The following is an 18,391-nucleotide window of genomic DNA, read 5'->3' on the forward strand; positions in this document are numbered from 1 at the left end:
GCCGCGGACGATCCCCCAGCAAAGCCCGTACAGCCGCCAAACCCTCATCGCTATAAACACGACCCTTCGGCAATCGACGCCCTCGACCACGACCACTCTTCCATACGCCCGCATCATCCAGCGACATCTGTCAAAACCTCCTGCGGCACACGACATACCACCGTATGCAATATTCTCTATACTCAATTTATTTTCCTGACAGTCAATATGAAATTGGCCCTTTTCTGCATCGGTTCACCTGCTCTGACAGCGCTGTGGCAAGGGTTCGCGCCCAACTCGGAACCGGAACCGTCTGTTTTTTCGCAGAATTGGTTCTTTTTGGTTTCTTTGCGGGCAACTCAGCAATCCCAACGAGATACAAGGGGGGAAAAATCTTTCCCTTGGGTAAAAAAGATGTTTGAAAAGTGCCAATTTTGATCCATCATCGCCGCACCGCCGCTCAGATCGCCGTTCTGGTCTGAATTGGCCCACAAGACGCTGGCACTGGTCGCCCGATTGGTCCCCTGAAACGCCAGCCACACCCGGCAAAGCAAGGCCGGAGCCAACTGAGAACCAAGAGGGAAAACAAGATGTCACTGGACATAAGCGCAATATATGCAGAACAGGTCACCCTGAATTCACTGGTGCAGAACCTGCTCTATGCCTCGGGCACGGTCGGGGCCATTCTGGTCGTGGTCGGGCTGTTGCTGATCGACGCGGGCACCGCCCGGCGCAAGAACCTGTTCAATTCGACCATCGAGAAGACGCTGGGATTCTTCCTGGGCTTTGCCACCTACTACGTGATCGGCTTCGGCATCTGGGCGGCGCAGTATTACATCATGGTCGATGCCACCATGACGGATTCGATCAAGGACTGGTGGCTGGGTGGCGGCATGACCAACTCGCTGGCCCATCACGTGGACCCGGCGCTGTTTCCGGGGCTGAACACGTTCCAGATCTTCGTCTTCTTCCTCGCCGTCTTTGCCGGGATCATCAACATCCTGCTGCATTTCTCGGTCTCGGAACGGATGAAGGCCCCGGCCTATTACATCACCTGCGTGGTTGCCGCGGTGGTGTCCTCGGTGCTGAGCTGGGCCACCTGGGGGTCGGTCGGGCCGCTGACCAATGCGGGGTTCCACGACTTCTTTGGCGTCGGTTTCGTCTATCTGTTCCCGGCCGGCATGGCGCTGATCTTTACCCCGAAGCTGGGCGCGCGCCCCGGCATGATGGAGCCGCATGCCCGTGTCTCGGCCTATCTGGCGCCCAGCATCGGGCTGTGCGCACCGGGCCTGTTGCTGATCTTTGCCGGGCTGCCGATGGTGATCATGTCCTGCCTGTTCTTCTTTGATCCCGAGGCGCTGGCGGTGAGTGTGACCATGGCCGATACCAGCGTCGGTATCGCGCTGAACAACTATGCGCTGGTCTGGGCCGGCGGCGCGGTGACCGGGCTGATCCTGGCCTATCGTTCGGGCAATTATGCCTACACGCTGCTGGGGCCGCTTGCCGGTTACGTGGCCGGCGCGTCGGGCTTTGACGTCTACCTGCCCTGGCAAGCCTTCCTGATCGGTCTGGCCGCGCCGTTTGTCGCCTTTGCGGTCTACGAGTTCACGCTCAAGCGCGGCATCGACGAACACAAGCTGTTCCCGCTGTTCCTGGGCTGCGGCACCTTTGGCATGATCCTGCTGGGCGTGTTCAAGGCGGGCACGCCGCGCGGCGGTTATCTGGGCTTTGAAGAGGGCGCCTATGCCTTTCAACATGGCCAGATCTCGCTGGGGATGCAGCTGGTGGGGATCGCGGTCTGCATCGGCGCCGGGGTTGTTACCGCGCTGATCCTGTCGGTGATCCTGGACAAGACCGTTGGCCTGCGGGTGGACGAGCATGACCAGATCGACGGGCTGGACAAGAAGATCTGGGACCTGGAACCGGATGTGCATACCCATGCCGACAGCATCCCGCGCGCCTGATCTTTGACGCGCCATCAAGGCCCCGGCGGTTGCCGGGGCCTTTTGCTTTGCGCCGCCGCGCTTGTGGTTGGCCGGGCGAATGCCCTAACATGGGGCAGGCAAAGAGCAGCACGCGCGCCGCAACGAGGGCCATATGAACCAGACACTCAAGGCAGAGATGCCGATCGGCCAATCCATCGGCGAAACCGTCCGCATCGTGGCGGATACGCTGTTCGCGCGCATCAGTTCAGGCGAGTATCCGCCGGACTCGCGCCTGCCCAGCGAACGGGCGCTGGCCGCCGAACTGGGCGTGTCGCGCAATACGGTGCGCGAGGCGCTGGATGTGCTGGAAAACCGCGACATGATCCGCCGCCGCCAGGGCAGCGGCAGTTTCGTGACCTATCAGCTGGACAGCAAGGACACCCCTGCCCCCGGCTCGGTCGGCGAACGCACCAGCCCGCTGGACCATCTGATCGTGCGCTCGATCATCGAGCCCGAGATGATCCGGCTGGCGGTGATGAACATGACACCCAAGGAGTTGGACGAATTGGCGCAGACCGTCGCCCGCATCGAATCCGTGCGCGCAGATCAGGCCGAATTCACCCGCTGCGAAGAGGATTTCTATCGCCGGATCGCGCGCTCGACCCGCAATCCGCTGCTGGAATCCTGCTATGAGCTGACCATCGAGGTTTGCCGCCAAAGCTTTCGCACCGCGCTGATGCGCAAGCATCTGACGCCGGACCGCATCCAGAACTATCAGACCCGCTTCAACTCGTTGTTCAACGCCATCGCCACCCGCGATGTCGAGGCGGCGGTCGAAATCACCAAGCTGCATCTGGTCGAAGAACAGAAACTGTTCCTGCACGAGGGCTGAGCGCGCCGCGGGCGCCTTAGGCTCAGGACCCTGAGCCTAGTCCACCAGATCGCGGGTGGTCAGCCCGGTCTGCGCCTCGCCGGTTTCCAGCCTTTGCTGCCACATCTGGCCCGCCGCCTGCATATGGCGGCGCAACATGTCCTCGTGCTTGTCGAGCCAGGCCGGGATCGAGCCGAATTCGACGATGCGCGCGCGGCCCTCCTCAATGCGGACCACCGGCCAGTCGCCCACCAGCGCGTGGTCGATGCCGAAGATGCTCTCGCCCCACCAGCGGGCCGGGCCAAAGGCATGTGTGACGGGGTCCATCTGTTTCATCGTGGCCAGCACCGAGACCGGGTGGACCGAGGCGACCTTTTCGACCGCGGCGTGCCAGATATCGAGGATGGCGACATATTCCCAGCTCACCGCGCTCCAGTTGCCGGGATAGCGGGCGTTGTACTCCTTGAAGAAGGTGCTGGGCCGGTTGAAGAAGAACGCCTTGCGCGCCAATTTCGGGTCATCGAAATCGGGAAACTGGAACAGCGCGCCTTCCATGAATTCGGTCGAGGTCCGTGCCACCAGACGCTGGTAATTGTCCAGCGTGCAGGACAGGATTTGCCCGGAAAACCCCTTGGCATGGGCATATTCCGTCATCGCATGCACCATCGGCGTGTAACTGGTGCACCAGCACAGCAGATCGGGCTGCGCATCCAGCATCGGCTGCACGATGGCGGCGACATCGGTCATTTCGGGGTCGTATTCCACCTCTTTCACCACCGGTACACCGGCGGCCTCGAAGGCGGCGCGATAGGTGGCGATCGAGGGCAGGCCCAGCGCGTCTTTCTGGCTGCACATGGCGACCCGGCGCAGCTCGGGCCGGTTGCGCGCCAACCAGTCGACACCGGTCACGTTATAGATCGGATGCACCTCGGACGGCGCGATCAGATAGCGGGTATCGGGGGACAGGTCGCTGGGCAACAGGGTCGAGGTCAGCACCTTGTTGTCGGTCAGAAAACCGCGCAGCGGGGTAAAGGTATCGCCCCCCAGCATCATCAGCAGCTTCACCTGTTCGGTATGAACCAGATGGCGCGCGCCCTCCATCGCGCGCTCGGGGTCATAGCCGCAGTCGAAAGGCACGATGCTGACCGGATAGCGGCGCCCGCCCACCAGGATACCGCCCGCCCGGTTCAGCCAATCCTCCCACAAACGGCAGCCATGCAGGCCCGGCAGGCCCCATGAGCTGACCGGCCCGGTCAGGGGCGCCAGAAACCCGATCTTGATCGGCTCGCTCATCCCCACCCGGTCCTGCGGGAAGAGAGACGTGACCGCCATGCGATGTGCGAAACTGGAGGATAGCATACCAATTTCTACCACTCCGCCGCGCAATGTCAAAAGGAGTTCGCCTTTATCAGAGGGGAAATTTTATCCCTGCGGTGAAAAATCGTTGACAGACTGGTCCGCGAAAAGCAACATCTGGTTCAGACCAAAAAGAACCAATTGATCCAACCAAGCAGGGAGACCGACATGACCAGCAAACGAGTGGCGATCATCGGCGCGGGACCGTCCGGCCTGGCGCAATTGCGCGCCTTTCAATCCGCCGCCGCCAAGGGCGAGGAGATCCCCGAGATCGTCTGTTTCGAGAAACAGGACAACTGGGGCGGGCTGTGGAACTACACCTGGCGCACCGGGTTGGATGAAAATGGCGAGCCGGTCCATTGCTCGATGTATCGTTACCTGTGGTCGAACGGCCCCAAGGAAGGTCTGGAATTCGCCGACTATTCGTTCGAAGAGCATTTCGGCAAACAGATCGCGTCCTACCCGCCGCGCGCCGTGTTGTTCGACTATATCGAGGGCCGGGTTCTGAAGGCCAATGTGCGCGACTGGATCCGCTTCAACACCGCCGTGCGCTGGATCGACTACAATGACGAGACCGGCCAGTTCAAGGTCACCGTGCATGACCACACCAAGGACCATGTCTATTCCGAGGAATTCGATCATGTGATCTGTGCCTCGGGCCATTTCTCGACCCCGAACGTGCCCCATTACGAAGGTTTCGAGACCTTCAACGGCCGGCTGGTGCATGCCCACGACTTCCGCGACGCGCGCGAATTCGCGGGCAAGGACATCTTGGTCGTCGGCTCGTCCTACTCGGCCGAGGATATCGGCTCGCAATGCTGGAAATACGGCGCCAAGTCGATCACCTCATGCTATCGCTCGGCGCCCATGGGCTTCAAATGGCCTGACAACTGGGAAGAAAAGCCCGCGCTGGTCAAGGTCGACAAGAACACCGTGTTCTTCTCGGATGGCACTTCGCGCGAGGTGGACGCGATCATCCTGTGCACCGGCTACAAGCATTTCTTCAACTTCCTGCCCGACGATCTGCGCCTGAAGACCGCCAACCGCCTCGCCACCGCCGATCTCTACAAGGGTGTGGCTTATGTCCATAACCCCAAGATGTTCTATCTGGGCATGCAGGACCAGTGGTTCACCTTCAACATGTTCGATGCCCAGGCCTGGTGGGTGCGCGACGCGATCATGGGCAAGATCGACCTGTCCAATGTCACCAAGGAACAGATGCTGGCCGATGTGAAAGAGCGGGAGACCCGCGAAGAGGCCGATGACGACGTCAAATACGCGATCCGCTATCAGGCCGATTACGTCAAGGAACTGGTGGCTGAAACCGACTATCCCAGCTTTGACATCGACGGCGCTTGCGAGGCCTTCTTCCAGTGGAAGAAGCACAAGGCCGAGGACATCATGGCCTTCCGCAACAACAGCTATACCTCGGTGATCACCGGCACGCTGGCCCCGGTCCATCACACCCCGTGGAAAGACGCGCTGGACGACAGCATGGAGGCGTATCTGCGCAACTGACATGTTCGGGGCGGGCTCGAAAACCGCCCCGGACATTCCGGCACCTCTGTTTGCCCGCAGAGGTCGCCACGCTCGCCCGTTCGGCCCATCCGTACCGGCGACACTCCCGCGGCAGGTTCGATTCTGTTCTCCCCGTCTTGCCGCGGGACCCCATTCAGGGCAACGGCCCGGTCAGTTCAGACCCAGCCGCGCCTTCTTGTCATCGGCCCATTTCATGATGACCATGTCAAAGGTCAGCGCCATCAGCGTCACGCAGATGCCCAGAACAAAGTTCTTGCCCAGATCGGTGCCTGCCAGGGTGCGTTGCAGTTCCTGACCCAGGTCCTGGGTGCCGATGAAAGCGGCGATGATAACCATGAAGAACGCGAACATGATCGCCTGATTGAACCCCACCGCCATGGTCGGCAGCGCCAGCGGCAGCTGCACATTCCACAGTTTCTGCATCCGGGTGGCGCCCGACATGTCGGCGGCCTCGGTCATCTCGTCGGGCACGTTGCGCAGCCCCTCGATCGTGTAGCGCACCAAGGGCACCATGGAAAAGATCAGGATCGACATCACGACCGAAGTCGCGGTGATGCCGAACAGCATGATCGCCGGGATCAGGTAGATGAAGCTGGGAAAGGTCTGCGCCGTATCACAGGCCAGCAGCACCGCATTGGCCGTCTTTTCCTTGCGCGCGGCGACGATGCCGATGGGCACGCCCAACAGCAGCGCGATACTGACGGCCGCCAGCACCGAATAGAGCGTGATCACCGAGCGATCCCACCAGCCGGTCAGCGCGACAAGGCCAAAGAAGACCGCCGCCAGCACCGCCTCGCGCCGCCCCGCCACCAGCAGTGCGGCCGCCGAGATGAGCAGAACAAAGGCCACGGTCGGAATGCTGAGCATGAAATCGCGCAGCGGGTTCAGCACCCAGATATTCAGCACATAGCGGATCGAATTGGTGATCGACTGCACCAGGTCAATGGCCAGAAAGTTCTTGATCAGCGTATCGATTTCCTTGCCCTGCGACCAGGATTGCTTGCGTCCGACCTCGGACAGGATCGGCACGACCTGCGCGATCAGGGTAAAGCCGACAAAGGCGCCGATAGCCATCAGCAGGAACTTGTGCCGGATCCAGAAGGGCGTTCCGCGCTCGAAATGCTCGGGCAGCTTGACCACCCAGGCCTTGGACATGCGGTCCAGCGTCACCGCCAGCAGCACGATGGTCACCCCGATCTCGAACGAGCGGCCGATCTTGAAACTGCCCATCATCGCCAGCAGCTTGGCCCCCAGCCCCGGCATGCCGATAAAGGCGGTCAGGACCACCATCGCCAGACACAGCATGATGACCTGGTTGACGCCCACCAGGATCTCGGTCCGGGCGGCGGGGATATAGACATGGCGCAGCATCTGCCAGCGGGTGCAGCCGCTCATCTTGCCGGCCTCGACCACTTCGGGGCTGACCTTTTGCAGACCCAGCGTGGTCATCAGGATCATCGGGGGGATGGCGTAGACGGTGGTCGCCACCGCCCCCGCGGTTGGTCCCACCTTGAAGAAGATCACCGCCGGCAAGAGGTAGGTGAAAAACGGCAGCGTCTGCAACACCGCCAGCACCGGGCGCAGCACCGCGTCAAAGCTGGGGGATTTCCAGGCCGTGATGCCCAGGACCAGCCCGATGACAAAGGCCAGCGGTGCCGCAACGACCAGCACCGACATGGTCTGCATCGCGATGTCCCATTGCCCGATCATCGCCGTCCAGACAAAGGTGCCCCCCGCCAGCAGCGCCATGCGCCAGCCGCCCAGGTAATAGCCCACCACCGCCGCCATGGCGGCAATCGCGCTCCAGGGGATGGGGCCGATATCGGGCCAGCGCCGCTTGCCGAACAGCAGGTTGGCAGTGGCGTCCAGCACCACCTCAAGCCCGTCGGTCAGCAGACGGGTCAGCGCCAGCAGGCCCAGATCGTCCTTGACGAAGTTGAAAATCGCGTCGAGCCAGGTTGCAAAGGGCGGAATGATCGCCTCGGGCAGCCGGTGCAGCCATGCGGGCAACAGCCCGGCATAGTGCAGCAGCGTCATCGCCACCGCCAGACCGATCATGGCCAGACCCAGCGTCTTGCGCGGCAGCGCCGGGGCGGTTGTGGCGGCTTCTGTGGTTGTCGCCGTCATCAGCTTGCCTTCAGCAGGATGTCGAGCGCGCCTTGCCTATCGAGCGCACCGATCACCTGCCCCTTGTCGGCAACCGGGATCAGGTCGCGGCTGTCATTGACCAACAGGCGGGCCAGCTGCTGTACCGTGGCCCCGGCCTCGACCGGCTGGCCTTCGCCCGCCACGCCCGCGCGTGCCAGAACACCGGCATGCACCACGCGGGCCTTGTCGATCTCTTCGGTGAACTTGGCGACATAGTCGGTGGTCGGGTTCATCACGATCTGGTCGGGCGTGTCGCATTGTTCGACCGCGCCGTCCTTCATGATGGCGATCCGGTCGGCCAGACGCAGCGCCTCGTCGAAATCATGGGTGATGAAGACGATGGTCTTGCCCAGCATCGCCTGAAGCCGCAGAAACTCGTCCTGCATCTCGCGCCGGATCAGCGGGTCCAGCGCCGAAAACGGCTCGTCCAGGAACCAGATATCGGGTTCGATCGCCAGGCTGCGGGCAATGCCGACGCGCTGCTGCTGACCGCCACTCAGCTCGCGCGGGAAGTAATCCTCGCGCCCGGCAAGGCCGACCAGTTCGATCACCTCCAGCGCGCGTTTGCGCCGGGTGTGCCGGTCCTGCCCGCGCATTTCCAGCGGAAAGGCCACATTGTCCAGCACCGTGCGATGCGGCAACAGACCAAAGGACTGGAACACCATGCCCATCTTGTTGCGGCGCAGCTCGATCAGATCCTTTTCGCTCAGATCCCCGATGATCTGGCCATCGACCTCGATACTGCCGCCGGTGATCTCGTGCAGGCGCGAGAAACAGCGCACCAGCGTCGACTTGCCCGAGCCCGAAAGGCCCATGATCACCAGCATCTCGCCCCGCCCCACATCCAGCGAGACATCCCGCACCCCGGCGATATAGCCGTCGGCGCGGATATCTTCGAACGACCGGCCCGGTTGCAGCGTTTTCAGGTAACCGACCGGGTCCTTGCCAAATATCTTCCACACATTCCTTGCCGAGATGACAGGACTGCCCATGATCCTCACCTTTCAAGAGAAATGGCTTGTCCGACCGCGTGTGCCGGACAAGCGCGATGGTCTGTCGTTCTCAGGTGAACGGCTCAGCCATCCAGCCAGGGGCGCCAGATATCCTCGTTGGCTTCCAGCCAGGCCTCGGCGGCCTCGTCGGGCTCCATCTCGTCGACATCGACCAGCTTGGCCATCTCGGCGATCTGCGGATTGGTGAAGGAGATACGGGTCAGCACCGCATAGGCATCGGGCCATTTGGCCTCCATCCCCTCCCACGCGGCTTTCTTCAGATAGCCGGTGGCGGGGTTGCCGCAGTCATAAAGCGCATCGGGGTTGGGGCCGACCGCGGGGTCCTTGTCGCAGCCATCGACCCATTCGGGGAATTCGACGAATTCGCCCGGCCAGACCGCTTCGGCAAAGTTCGGGGTCCAGTTGAACACCACCACCGGGCGCTTGTCGGCCTCGGCCGCGCCGATCTCGGCCCAGAGTGCCGCAGCCGAACCGGCATTGATCACCTCGAAGTTCATGCCCAATGCTTCGACCCGCTCCTTGCCATGCTTGAGCCAGTCGACCGGACCATCCAGATAGCGGCCCTTGTCGCCGGTCTCGGCGGTGGCGAACACGGCGGCGCAGTCATTCAGCGCCTTCCAGTCGGGCAGACCCGGACAGGCGTCCTTGGTCCACATCGGGTACCACCAATCCTCGCGGGTGACGGCGTCATGGTCGCCGACATCGACGATACCGCCCTTTTCCAGCGCGGCGCGGAACGAGGCGCCAAAGGCCCCTTCCCACACTTCCAACTCCAGCGTCACATCGCCCAAGCGCACCGATTCATAGACCGCCTGGCTGTCGGTGGTGACATATTCGACCGAGTTGCCCATCTCTTCGAAGATCTGGCCCACAACGTTCGACATAACGATCTGAGAGGACCAGTTATGGATCGGAATCACGATCGGGTCGCTGCTGTCGGCCATCGCAGCCAGCGGAGAGAGCGCCACAACGCCGGTGGCGAGCGCAGTCGTAATTTTCTTCATTTTCATCATTCTCCCTGTTGGGCCGGTATCATTTGCAACGACTTCTCGAAACAATCGCGCGCTTCCGGGCCTGCCATGAGTGTTCCGAAAACTTTACTTTCTGTCAAATATTTTTCACTGCAGTAGAATATTACATTTTTTAGGACTGAATCCGATGCCCGTTTTTTGGGCAGTGAACCACGGGTTGGGCAGTCTCCAAACGGATCGCGGCGCGATGAAGGCATCGCGCCGCAATGTTCAGAAAGAGCATGAAGGTGATCGGCCTTACCGTTGAAATATCACCATTTATCAAGACACGGATACGAAGGGTTCAAGCCAGACCTGACGCGTTCTTTTCGTGTCCTGACCGGTCAAACCGGTTGCGCGCCCGGCGCGACCGAGGCCGCCAGCAGGTCTCGGGTATAGGCATGCTCGGCCCGCATCGCGCGCAGGGCCTCGACCCCCATCACCTCGACGATCTCGCCATCCTTCATCACCGCCAGCCGGTCACACATGTGACCGATCACCGCCAGATCGTGACTGACCATCAGATAGGTCAGCTTGTGTTCCTCGCGCAGATCGGTGAGCAGATTGAGGATCTCGGCCTGAACCGAGACATCCAGCGCCGAGGTCGGCTCGTCCAAGAGCAGGATCTCGGGCTCGCCCGCCAACGCGCGGGCAATCGCCACCCGCTGCCGCTGACCGCCCGAGAGCTGGTGCGGATAGCGAAAGCGGAACCGCCCGCCCAGCCCGACATCGTCCAGCAGACGCCGCACGCGGGCGTCGATATCAGGAATGCCGTGCAGATGCAGGGTTTCCGACAGGACCTGATCCACCGAATGGCGCGGATGCAGCGAGGCATAGGGGTCCTGAAACACCATCTGCACCTTGCGGAAGAAGGCACGGTCACGCTTGCCGCCCGCCAGTGCCTGACCGTCGATATCGACCCGGCCCGACCAATCTGGCGCCAGCCCGGTGATCGCCCGCAGGATGGTGGACTTGCCCGAGCCACTTTCCCCCACCAGGCCAAAGCTCTCGCCGCGCGCCACCGAGAAACTGGCGCCGCGCACCGCGTCGACCCGGTCGGGGCCATGGCCGAACCAGACGTTCAGCCCCTCGATCTCGATCATGCTCATGCCCGGCCTCCGACGCTTGGCGCCTCGGACCAGGCGGGATCGCGGCTCAGCACCTCCAGCTTGGCGCGCGGCTGGTCCAATCGCGGTAACGAATTCAGCAGACCCCGCGTATAGGGATGGGTGGCCTGATGCAGCTTGTCGGCGTCGCAAACCTCGACGATGCGGCCCGCATACATGATCAGCACCCGGTCGCAGAATTCGGACACCAGATTGAGGTCGTGACTGATGAAGATCAGCCCCATGCCGCGCTGTTTCACCAGATCGTCCATGATGTTCAGCACCTGCCGCTGCACCGACACGTCCAGCGCCGAGGTCGGTTCGTCCGCGATCAGGATCTGCGGGTTGGGGATCAGCATCATCGCGATCATGATCCGCTGCCCCATGCCGCCCGAAACCTCGTGCGGATAGGCCCGCATCACCCGTTCAGGGTCGCGGATCGACACCGCGTCAAGCATCTCCAGCGAGCGTTTGCGCGCCTCTGCCTTGCCCACCTTGTTGTGCAGCAGATAGGCCTCCATGATCTGGTCGCCCACGCGCATCACCGGGTTCAGCGAGAACTTCGGGTCCTGCATCACCATCGAGATGCGTTCACCGCGCACCGCGCGCATGTCCTTCTCGCTCAGGTCCAGCAGGTTCTGCCCCTCCAGCGCGATCCGGTCAGCCTCGATCATCCCCGGCGGGCGGATCAGGCGCAGGATGGCGCGGCCGGTCATCGACTTGCCCGAGCCGCTTTCGCCCACGATGCCCAGCCGCTCGCGCCCCAGCGAGAAGGAGATGCCGCGCACCGCCTCGACCACGCCCTGACGGGTGGGGAACTTGACCCACAGGTTTTCAACGTCCAAGAGGCTCATTGACTGCCCTCCTTGGGGTCGAGCACATCGCGCAACCCGTCGCCCAGCAGGTTGAAGGCAAGGCTGACGGTAAAGATCGCCAACCCCGGCATGGTGGCCACCCACCAGTGATCGAGGATGAAGCGGCGCCCCTCGGAGATCATCGCGCCCCATTCCGGGCTGGGTGGCTGCGCGCCCAGACCGAGAAAGCCCAGGCCAGCGGCGGCAAGGATGATCCCCGCCATGTCCAGCGTCACCCGCACGATCAGCGACGAGATGCAAAGCGGCCAGATATGCTTGGTGATGATCCGCACCGGGCTTGCCCCCTGCAGGCGCACCGCGCTGATATAGTCCGAGGCGCGGATGGTCAGCGTCTCGGCCCGCGCCATGCGCGCATAGGGCGGCCAGGCGGTCAGTGAAATCGCCAGAACCGCGTTTTCGATCCCCGCGCCCAGCGCCGCCACAAAGGCCAGCGCCAGAACCAGCCGGGGAAAGGCCAGAAAGATGTCGGTGACCCGCATCAGGATCACATCGACCCAGCCGCCGACATAGCCCGCCACTGTGCCCACCAACAGCCCCGCCACCGGCGCGATCAGCGCCACCAGCGTGACGATATAGAGAGTAATGCGGCTGCCATAGATCAAACGGCTCAGGATATCGCGGCCCAGGCTGTCGGTGCCGAACGGGTGGCCGGGGCTGCCCAGCGGCTGCAACCGGTTGCCCAGGTTCTGCACATAGGGATCATGCGGTGCCAGAAAGGGCGCAAACAGCGCCATCAGCACCAGCACCACCAGAATGCCCAGCCCGAACATCGCCATGGTATTGCCGCGCAGGGTCAGCCAGCCCTTGTAAAGGCTGGCCAGCCGCGCATGACGGCGCGAGGTCGGCTCGTCGGTCAAGAGCCATTGCCGCAAGGTGAGTGTTTCGCTCATTTCGCCCTCGGATCGAAGACCCGGTAGAGCAGGTCGGAAAAGAGATTGAGACAGATGAAGATCAGCCCCACCACGACGGTTCCGCCCAGAACGGCGTTCATGTCGGCGCTGAGGAGAGCGGTGGTGATATAGCTGCCGATCCCCGGCCAGCTGAAGATGATCTCGGTCAGCACCGACCCTTCGAGCAGGTTGGCATAGCTCAGCGCGATCACCGTGATCAACTGTACGCGGATGTTGCGAAAGGCATGACCCCAGATCACCTGCCGCTCGGACATGCCCTTGACGCGGGCGGTGGTGATGTATTCCGCCGACAACTGCTCCAGCATGAAGGATCGCGTCATGCGGCTGATATAGGCCAGCGAGTAATAGCCCAGCAGGGTCGCAGGTAGGATGATATGGGAAAAGGCGTTGCGGAACACGCCCCAGTCGCCGGCGATGGCACTGTCGATCAGGATCATGCCGGTACGCGAGGGCACGATGTCCTGGTAAAAGATATCGAGCCGCCCCGGCCCGCCGACCCAGCCCAGCACGCCGTAAAACACCAGCAGGCCCATCAGGCCCAGCCAGAAGATCGGCATCGAATAGCCCACCAGCGCCACGACACGGGCGATCTGGTCGATCCAACTGCCCCGGCGCACGGCGGCGATGACGCCCAGCGGCACGCCCAGCAACACGCCGATCAGCGTGCCCAGCGTGGCCAGTTCCAGCGTGGCGGGAAAGACGCGGGCGATATCCTCGGAGACCGGGCGCGCGTTCAGCAGCGACATGCCGAAATCGCCATGCAGCACGTCCCAGAGGTAATAGAGAAACTGCACCAACAGCGGCTTGTCGAGGCCAAGCTGCTCGTACACGGCGTCATAGGTGGATTGGCTGGCGCGTTCGCCCACGATCGCCAGCACCGGGTCGATCGGCATGACCCGACCAATGACGAAGGTGACAAAGAGCAGCCCCAGCATGGTGATCGAGACCGACCCCAATGCCACCAGGACCCCCTTCAACCAAGGGGCGAGAGACGCGCGAACGCGCCTCTCGCGAGTGTTTTCCGTCAGTGCCATTTACTTGGTGACTTGCCAGTAGGACGCCGAGGTGATGGCCTGCCCGGTCGAGAAGTTCATCACGTTGTCGCGCTGCGCCGATTGCTCGATCTGCTGGAACATGACGACAAAGGGCGAGGTTTCGCGGAACTCGGCCTGGATCTCGTCATACATCTTGGCGCGAATGTCGCGATCGTTCTCGATGACCGCTGCGGCGGTCTTTTCGGTCAGCCCGCCGGTGTCCCAGCTGTTGCGCCATGCCAAGAGACCGGTGGCCTGGGCCGCGTCGGAATTGTCCGGGTTATAGGCAAAGGTGCCCGCATTGGTGTGCGGATCGGGATAGTCCGGTCCCCAGGCACCCAGATAGACATCCAGTTCCCGCGCGCGGTAGCGTCCGAGGATCTGCTTGGCCGTACCGATGGTGATGTTCATCTTGATCCCCACCTGCCCCAGCGAGTTCTGCAGCGACTGGGCAATCTCGATGCGTTCCTGCGCCTCGCGCACGCCGACCTCGATCTCCATGCCTTCGGGGATGCCAGCCTCGGCCAAGAGCGCCTTGGCCTTTTCCACGTCATAGGTGAACGGCGCGGCATCCGAGGCCCCCAGATAGGTCTGCGGCAGGAAGTTCTGGTGGATCGTATACTGACCGCTGAGGAAGCTGTTCTTCATCCCTTCGTAATCGATCAGGTACTTGAAGGCCTGCCGCACCTGCGGCTTGCTGAGTTCGGGGTGCTTCTGGCTGAGCGAGACATACATCAGCCGCCCCTTCAGCTCTTCCTCGACCTTGACGCCCTCGGCGTCGCGAACGCCCGCGATATCCTCGGGGTTGAGGTTGCGGGCGATGTCGATATCGCCACGCTCCAGCAGCAGACGCTGGCTGGCGCTTTCCTGCACGTGGCGCACGATGACGCGCTCCATCGCCGGGGCACCGCGGTAATAATCGGGGTTCGACTGGATGGTCACGCTTTCATTGGGCTTCCAGCTGACCAGCTTGTAGGCGCCCGACCCGGCGGTGTTGGTCTTGAGCCAGGTATTGCCCATGTCGCCATCCTGCTCGTTCGCCATGACGACGTCCTTGTCGACAATGCCGCCGATGGTCGCCGTCAGACAGTTCAGCACGAACGAGGTCGCATAGGGTTTGTCGGTGGTGATGGTGACCGTGTTGCCTTCGGCCTTGATGGTCTCGGCCACGTTTTCGGCGGTAAAGCCGAACTGGGTCAGGATGAATGCGGGCGTCTTGTTCAGGATCACCGCCCGTTGCAACGAGAATTCCACATCCTCGGCGCGCACCGGGTTGCCGGAATGGAATTTCAGCCCCTCGCGGATGGTAAAGGTGATCGAGCGCTTGTCCTCGCTCACCGTCCAGCTTTCGGCGATCTCGGGCTGATAACCCGCCTTCAGGTTCATCGGATCGAAGTTGACCAGTTTCATATAGACATTGCGGCTGACATCCGAGCCCGCGAATTCAAAGCTCTCGGCCGGATCCAGCGTGGTGATATCGTCGATCCGGTTCGCGATCACCAGCATGTTGGGCGGCGTCTCGGCCTGAGCCATCGGCACCGGAGCGGTCATCACGACGGCCGCGCCCAGCACGGCGGTCGATAGAAGTCGGTTCAAAGCATTCATTTTGTCTTTTCCTCTCCTGTTGTCTTGGTCTTGGTCAATTCTTGCGGTGGTCATGCGCCCCAGGTGCGTTCCAGCACGCGCAGCCAGTTGTCACGGCACAGCTTGTCGATCAGCGCCGCGCCATAACCGTGATCGGCCATGGCCTGTCGCAGCACCGGCAGATCGGCAACCGTGGTCAACGCCTCGGGCACGATGGCACCGTCGTAATCCGAACCGAGGCCAACCCGGTCCTCGCCCAGGATACCCATCATGTGATCGAGATGGCGCAGCATGGTCTCCACCGGCACATCGCTCAGCTTGCGCCCGTCTTCGCGCAGAAAGGCCACTGCGAAATTCAACCCCACCATCCCGTCGCTCTCGGCAATCGCGCGCAGCTGATCATCGGTCAGGTTGCGCGAGATCGGACAGAGCGTATGGGCATTGGAATGGGTCGCCACCAGCGGTTTGTCCGAATGACGGGCAACATCCCAGAACCCTGCCGCATTCATGTGCGACAGGTCGATCAGAATGCCCAACTGATTGCAGCGCCGCACCAGCCGGATGCCGTGATCGGTCAGGCCGGGCCCGATATCCGGCCCCGAAGGGAAGCGGAACGGCACCCCATGGCCAAAGATCGTGTTGCGGCTCCAGACCGGACCCAGCGAGCGCAAGCCGGCCGCGTGCAGCACGTCCAGCATATGCAGGTCGGGGTCGATCCCCTCGGCCCCTTCGATGTGAAAGATGGCGGCGATCCGGCCCGCCGCCAGCGCCGCGCGCATCTCGGCCACGCTGCGGCAGACGCTCAACGCGCCCTGACGCTCCAGCTCGAACAGGATCGCGGCCTGGCTCAGCACCACCGGCAGCGCGTCCTCCCAGTCGATCGGTTCGGGCAGAGGCAGGTCATAGCTGGCATTGGTCATCTCGGCATCGCGGGCTTCGCGATCCATCGGCGAGGGCACGTAGACGGCAAAAAAGCCGCCGCCAAAGCCACCCGCCCGCGCCTTGGGCAGGTCGAGCGCACCATCGCGGCCGCTCAGGAACGTGCCCGCCTGTGCCAGCCCACCTGCGCGGTAGAGCTTGAGCAGGACATCGTTATGCCCGTCGATGATCGCCGGATGCGTTGCCGGCATGGTGAGCCTCCCCCGTTGGCGGTTGCCCGGATGATAGGAGAAGAAATTTGCATGGCAGAGTCAAAACTGTATGAGTTGTACTCATAGAACTAGTCTGAACTTGAGACCGCCCATGGCCAAGCCCAAGACCTGGCACTCGCTGCCCGAGTATTTCGCCCTGCGCGCGCTGATGCAGACCGGCACCACCACCGGCGCCGCGCATCAGCTGGGCCTGTCGCAATCGGCGGTCAGCCGCTCGGTCGCCAGCCTGGAGAACCGGCTGGGAACCGCTCTGTTCGAGCGCGAGGCGGGTCGGCTGCGCCCGACGCAAGAAGCGGTGCGGCTGAACCTGCGCCTCGACCCGCTGTTCGAAGCGCTCGACCGGATCGACGGACAGACCGAGCCGGTGCGCGAGACGCTGCGCCTGATCGCCCCGCCCTCTTACGCGCACCGTTTCCTGGTAGCGCAGATCAGCAGTTTCCTGGACATGAACCCGACGTTTTTCGTCAGTTTCGAGGTCAATACCTCGGACGAGGTGACACGCGGCATTCTGGACGACCGCTTTGACCTGGGCATCAGCGGGGTCGAGCAGAGCCGCGCGGGCGTCAAGACCATGCCCTATCGGGTGTCGGGCGCGGTCTGTGCCATGCCGACGGATCACCCGCTGGCAACGCGTGATCGGGTCGGGCCGGCCGATCTGCACGGGCAGGACATGATCGCGCTGACCCGCCGCCACGTGCGGCGCGGGCAGCTGGAACGGCTGCTGCACCAGGCCCGTGCCACGCCGCGCATCGTGGCCGAGGTTTCGACCTCTTTCGCCGCCGCCGACTTGGCAAGGGAGGGTTTGGGGCTGACCGTGATCAACCCCTTTCCGATCTACCATTACCGCGCCGGGGATCTGGCTTTTGTGCCCTTTGCCTCGGACCTGGAGTATCGCAGCTATTTCCTTGTGTCCGAGACCCGGCCGATGACAAGGCCCGCCCGCGCCTTCATGCGGCATTTGCGGCTCAACACACCGCCCGACCCGTTTTCACGCAAGGCCTGAGCCGGTCCCGGCTCAGACGTCGGCCCGCACGGTCTGGCGCTGCTGGCCCAGCCCCTCGATGCGCAGCTCCATCACGTCGCCCGGTTTGAGGTAGACCGGCGCGGGCTTCATCCCCATGCCGACACCGGGCGGCGTGCCGGTCGAGATCACGTCGCCCGGATGCAGGGTGAACAGCTGGCTCAGATGCGCAATGATCTGCGCCACGCCAAAGATCATGGTGCCGGTGGTCCCGGTCTGCATCCGCTTGCCGTTGACCTCCAGCGAGAGGCCCAGAGCCTGCGGGTCCGGCACCTCGTCCCGGGTGACCAGCCAGGGGCCGGTGGGACCGAAGGTGTCGCAGGACTTGCCCTTGGTCCATTGCCCGCTGAGCGCGGTCTGAAACTGCCGTTCGCTGACATCATTGACAATGCAATAGCCCGCCACATGATCCAGCGCCTCGGCCTCGGTGACATATTTCGCGGTCTTGCCGATCACCACGCCCAGTTCGACCTCCCAATCGGTGCTGGTCGAGCCGCGCGGGATCACCACATCGTCATTCGGGCCGACAATGGCGGAATTGGCCTTGAGGAACAGGATCGGATGGGCCGGGATATCGGCACCGATCTCGGCCGCGTGATCGTGGTAATTGAGGCCGATGCAGAGGAACTTGCCAATGCCGCCGACACAGGGGCCCAACCGGGTGGTGCCGGATACGAGCGGCAGCGAGGCCGGATCAAGCGCCCGCAACTGCTCAAGCGCGGCATCGCCCAGCACGTCGCCGGTGATATCGTCGACATGATCCGACAGGTCGCGAATGTTGCCCTCGGCATCCAGCAGTCCGGGCTTCTCGGCTCCCGGAGCCCCATGGCGCAGCAGTTTCATGAACTCTCTCCCGATCTTGTGTCAC

The 18,391-nt window shown here is 62.7% G+C and carries 16 protein-coding genes; 5 read left to right on the plus strand and 11 right to left on the minus strand.

What is annotated here, in order from left to right; genetic code table 11:
• The 3 genes from AC2FNY_RS13390 to AC2FNY_RS13400 form a co-directional block, all read left to right on the plus strand.
• Window positions 1–417 (plus strand): hypothetical protein (locus AC2FNY_RS13390; RefSeq protein ID WP_496802853.1); only part of this gene is annotated, 417 nt, incomplete at its 5' end.
• A gap of 152 nt (window positions 418–569) precedes the next feature.
• Window positions 570–1,943, plus strand: a complete 1,374-nt coding sequence (locus AC2FNY_RS13395) for an ammonium transporter (RefSeq protein ID WP_496802767.1) — start codon at window positions 570–572, stop codon at window positions 1,941–1,943.
• Window positions 1,944–2,076: 133 nt separating this feature from the next.
• Window positions 2,077–2,796: a FadR/GntR family transcriptional regulator gene (locus AC2FNY_RS13400; RefSeq protein ID WP_234138067.1), complete on the plus strand. Its 720-nt coding sequence runs from the start codon at window positions 2,077–2,079 to the stop codon at window positions 2,794–2,796.
• 36 nt (window positions 2,797–2,832) lie between these two features.
• Here the strand turns inward: AC2FNY_RS13400 and AC2FNY_RS13405 are convergent, their stop codons facing one another.
• Entirely contained in the window at window positions 2,833–4,134 is a 1,302-nt protein-coding gene (locus AC2FNY_RS13405) for an ABC transporter substrate-binding protein (RefSeq protein WP_496802768.1), read from the minus strand.
• Between the two features lie 165 nt (window positions 4,135–4,299).
• Here AC2FNY_RS13405 and AC2FNY_RS13410 point away from each other — a divergent pair, with 165 nt between their 5' ends.
• Window positions 4,300–5,649 (plus strand): trimethylamine monooxygenase, encoded by a 1,350-nt coding sequence (locus tag AC2FNY_RS13410; protein ID WP_234145537.1) that lies wholly within the window; start codon window positions 4,300–4,302, stop codon window positions 5,647–5,649.
• A gap of 171 nt (window positions 5,650–5,820) precedes the next feature.
• On the opposite strand, the gene AC2FNY_RS13415 is transcribed toward AC2FNY_RS13410, so the two are convergent.
• The 9 genes from AC2FNY_RS13415 to AC2FNY_RS13455 form a co-directional block, all read right to left on the minus strand.
• Entirely contained in the window at window positions 5,821–7,797 is a 1,977-nt protein-coding gene (locus AC2FNY_RS13415) for an ABC transporter permease (protein WP_496802769.1), read from the minus strand.
• Window positions 7,797–8,810, minus strand: coding sequence for a quaternary amine ABC transporter ATP-binding protein (locus AC2FNY_RS13420; RefSeq protein WP_234138048.1), 1,014 nt, complete (start codon window positions 8,808–8,810; stop codon window positions 7,797–7,799). Before AC2FNY_RS13420 ends, AC2FNY_RS13415 begins: the two co-directional genes overlap by 1 nt.
• Before the next feature lie 83 nt (window positions 8,811–8,893).
• Window positions 8,894–9,835, minus strand: coding sequence for an ABC transporter substrate-binding protein (locus tag AC2FNY_RS13425; RefSeq protein WP_234145535.1), 942 nt, complete (start codon window positions 9,833–9,835; stop codon window positions 8,894–8,896).
• Window positions 9,836–10,185: 350 nt separating this feature from the next.
• Window positions 10,186–10,950 (minus strand): ABC transporter ATP-binding protein, encoded by a 765-nt coding sequence (locus tag AC2FNY_RS13430; protein ID WP_234145534.1) that lies wholly within the window; start codon window positions 10,948–10,950, stop codon window positions 10,186–10,188.
• Window positions 10,947–11,801, minus strand: coding sequence for an ABC transporter ATP-binding protein (locus tag AC2FNY_RS13435; RefSeq protein ID WP_234138038.1), 855 nt, complete (start codon window positions 11,799–11,801; stop codon window positions 10,947–10,949). The genes AC2FNY_RS13430 and AC2FNY_RS13435 overlap by 4 nt, the downstream gene beginning before the upstream one ends.
• Complete coding sequence (gene nikC, locus AC2FNY_RS13440; protein ID WP_496802770.1) at window positions 11,798–12,712, minus strand: nickel transporter permease; 915 nt, start codon at window positions 12,710–12,712, stop codon at window positions 11,798–11,800. Before nikC ends, AC2FNY_RS13435 begins: the two co-directional genes overlap by 4 nt.
• Window positions 12,709–13,767: an ABC transporter permease gene (locus tag AC2FNY_RS13445; RefSeq protein ID WP_234145533.1), complete on the minus strand. Its 1,059-nt coding sequence runs from the start codon at window positions 13,765–13,767 to the stop codon at window positions 12,709–12,711. The genes nikC and AC2FNY_RS13445 overlap by 4 nt, the downstream gene beginning before the upstream one ends.
• Window positions 13,768–15,372, minus strand: coding sequence for an ABC transporter substrate-binding protein (locus AC2FNY_RS13450; protein WP_234166790.1), 1,605 nt, complete (start codon window positions 15,370–15,372; stop codon window positions 13,768–13,770).
• A 50-nt stretch (window positions 15,373–15,422) separates the two neighbouring features.
• Window positions 15,423–16,481 carry a dipeptidase gene (locus AC2FNY_RS13455; protein ID WP_496802771.1) on the minus strand — a complete coding sequence of 353 codons (1,059 nt, stop codon included), beginning with the start codon at window positions 16,479–16,481 and terminating at the stop codon, window positions 15,423–15,425.
• 112 nt (window positions 16,482–16,593) lie between these two features.
• On the opposite strand from AC2FNY_RS13455, the gene AC2FNY_RS13460 reads away from it, so the two are divergent.
• Window positions 16,594–17,505 carry a LysR substrate-binding domain-containing protein gene (locus AC2FNY_RS13460; protein WP_238905778.1) on the plus strand — a complete coding sequence of 304 codons (912 nt, stop codon included), beginning with the start codon at window positions 16,594–16,596 and terminating at the stop codon, window positions 17,503–17,505.
• Window positions 17,506–17,517: 12 nt separating this feature from the next.
• Here AC2FNY_RS13460 and AC2FNY_RS13465 read toward each other — a convergent pair whose 3' ends face one another.
• Window positions 17,518–18,366, minus strand: a complete 849-nt coding sequence (locus AC2FNY_RS13465; RefSeq protein ID WP_238905777.1) for a fumarylacetoacetate hydrolase family protein — start codon at window positions 18,364–18,366, stop codon at window positions 17,518–17,520.
• Between the last annotated feature and the right edge of the window lie 25 nt (window positions 18,367–18,391).

This window comes from Ruegeria sp. BHSC223 (assembly GCF_059613025.1).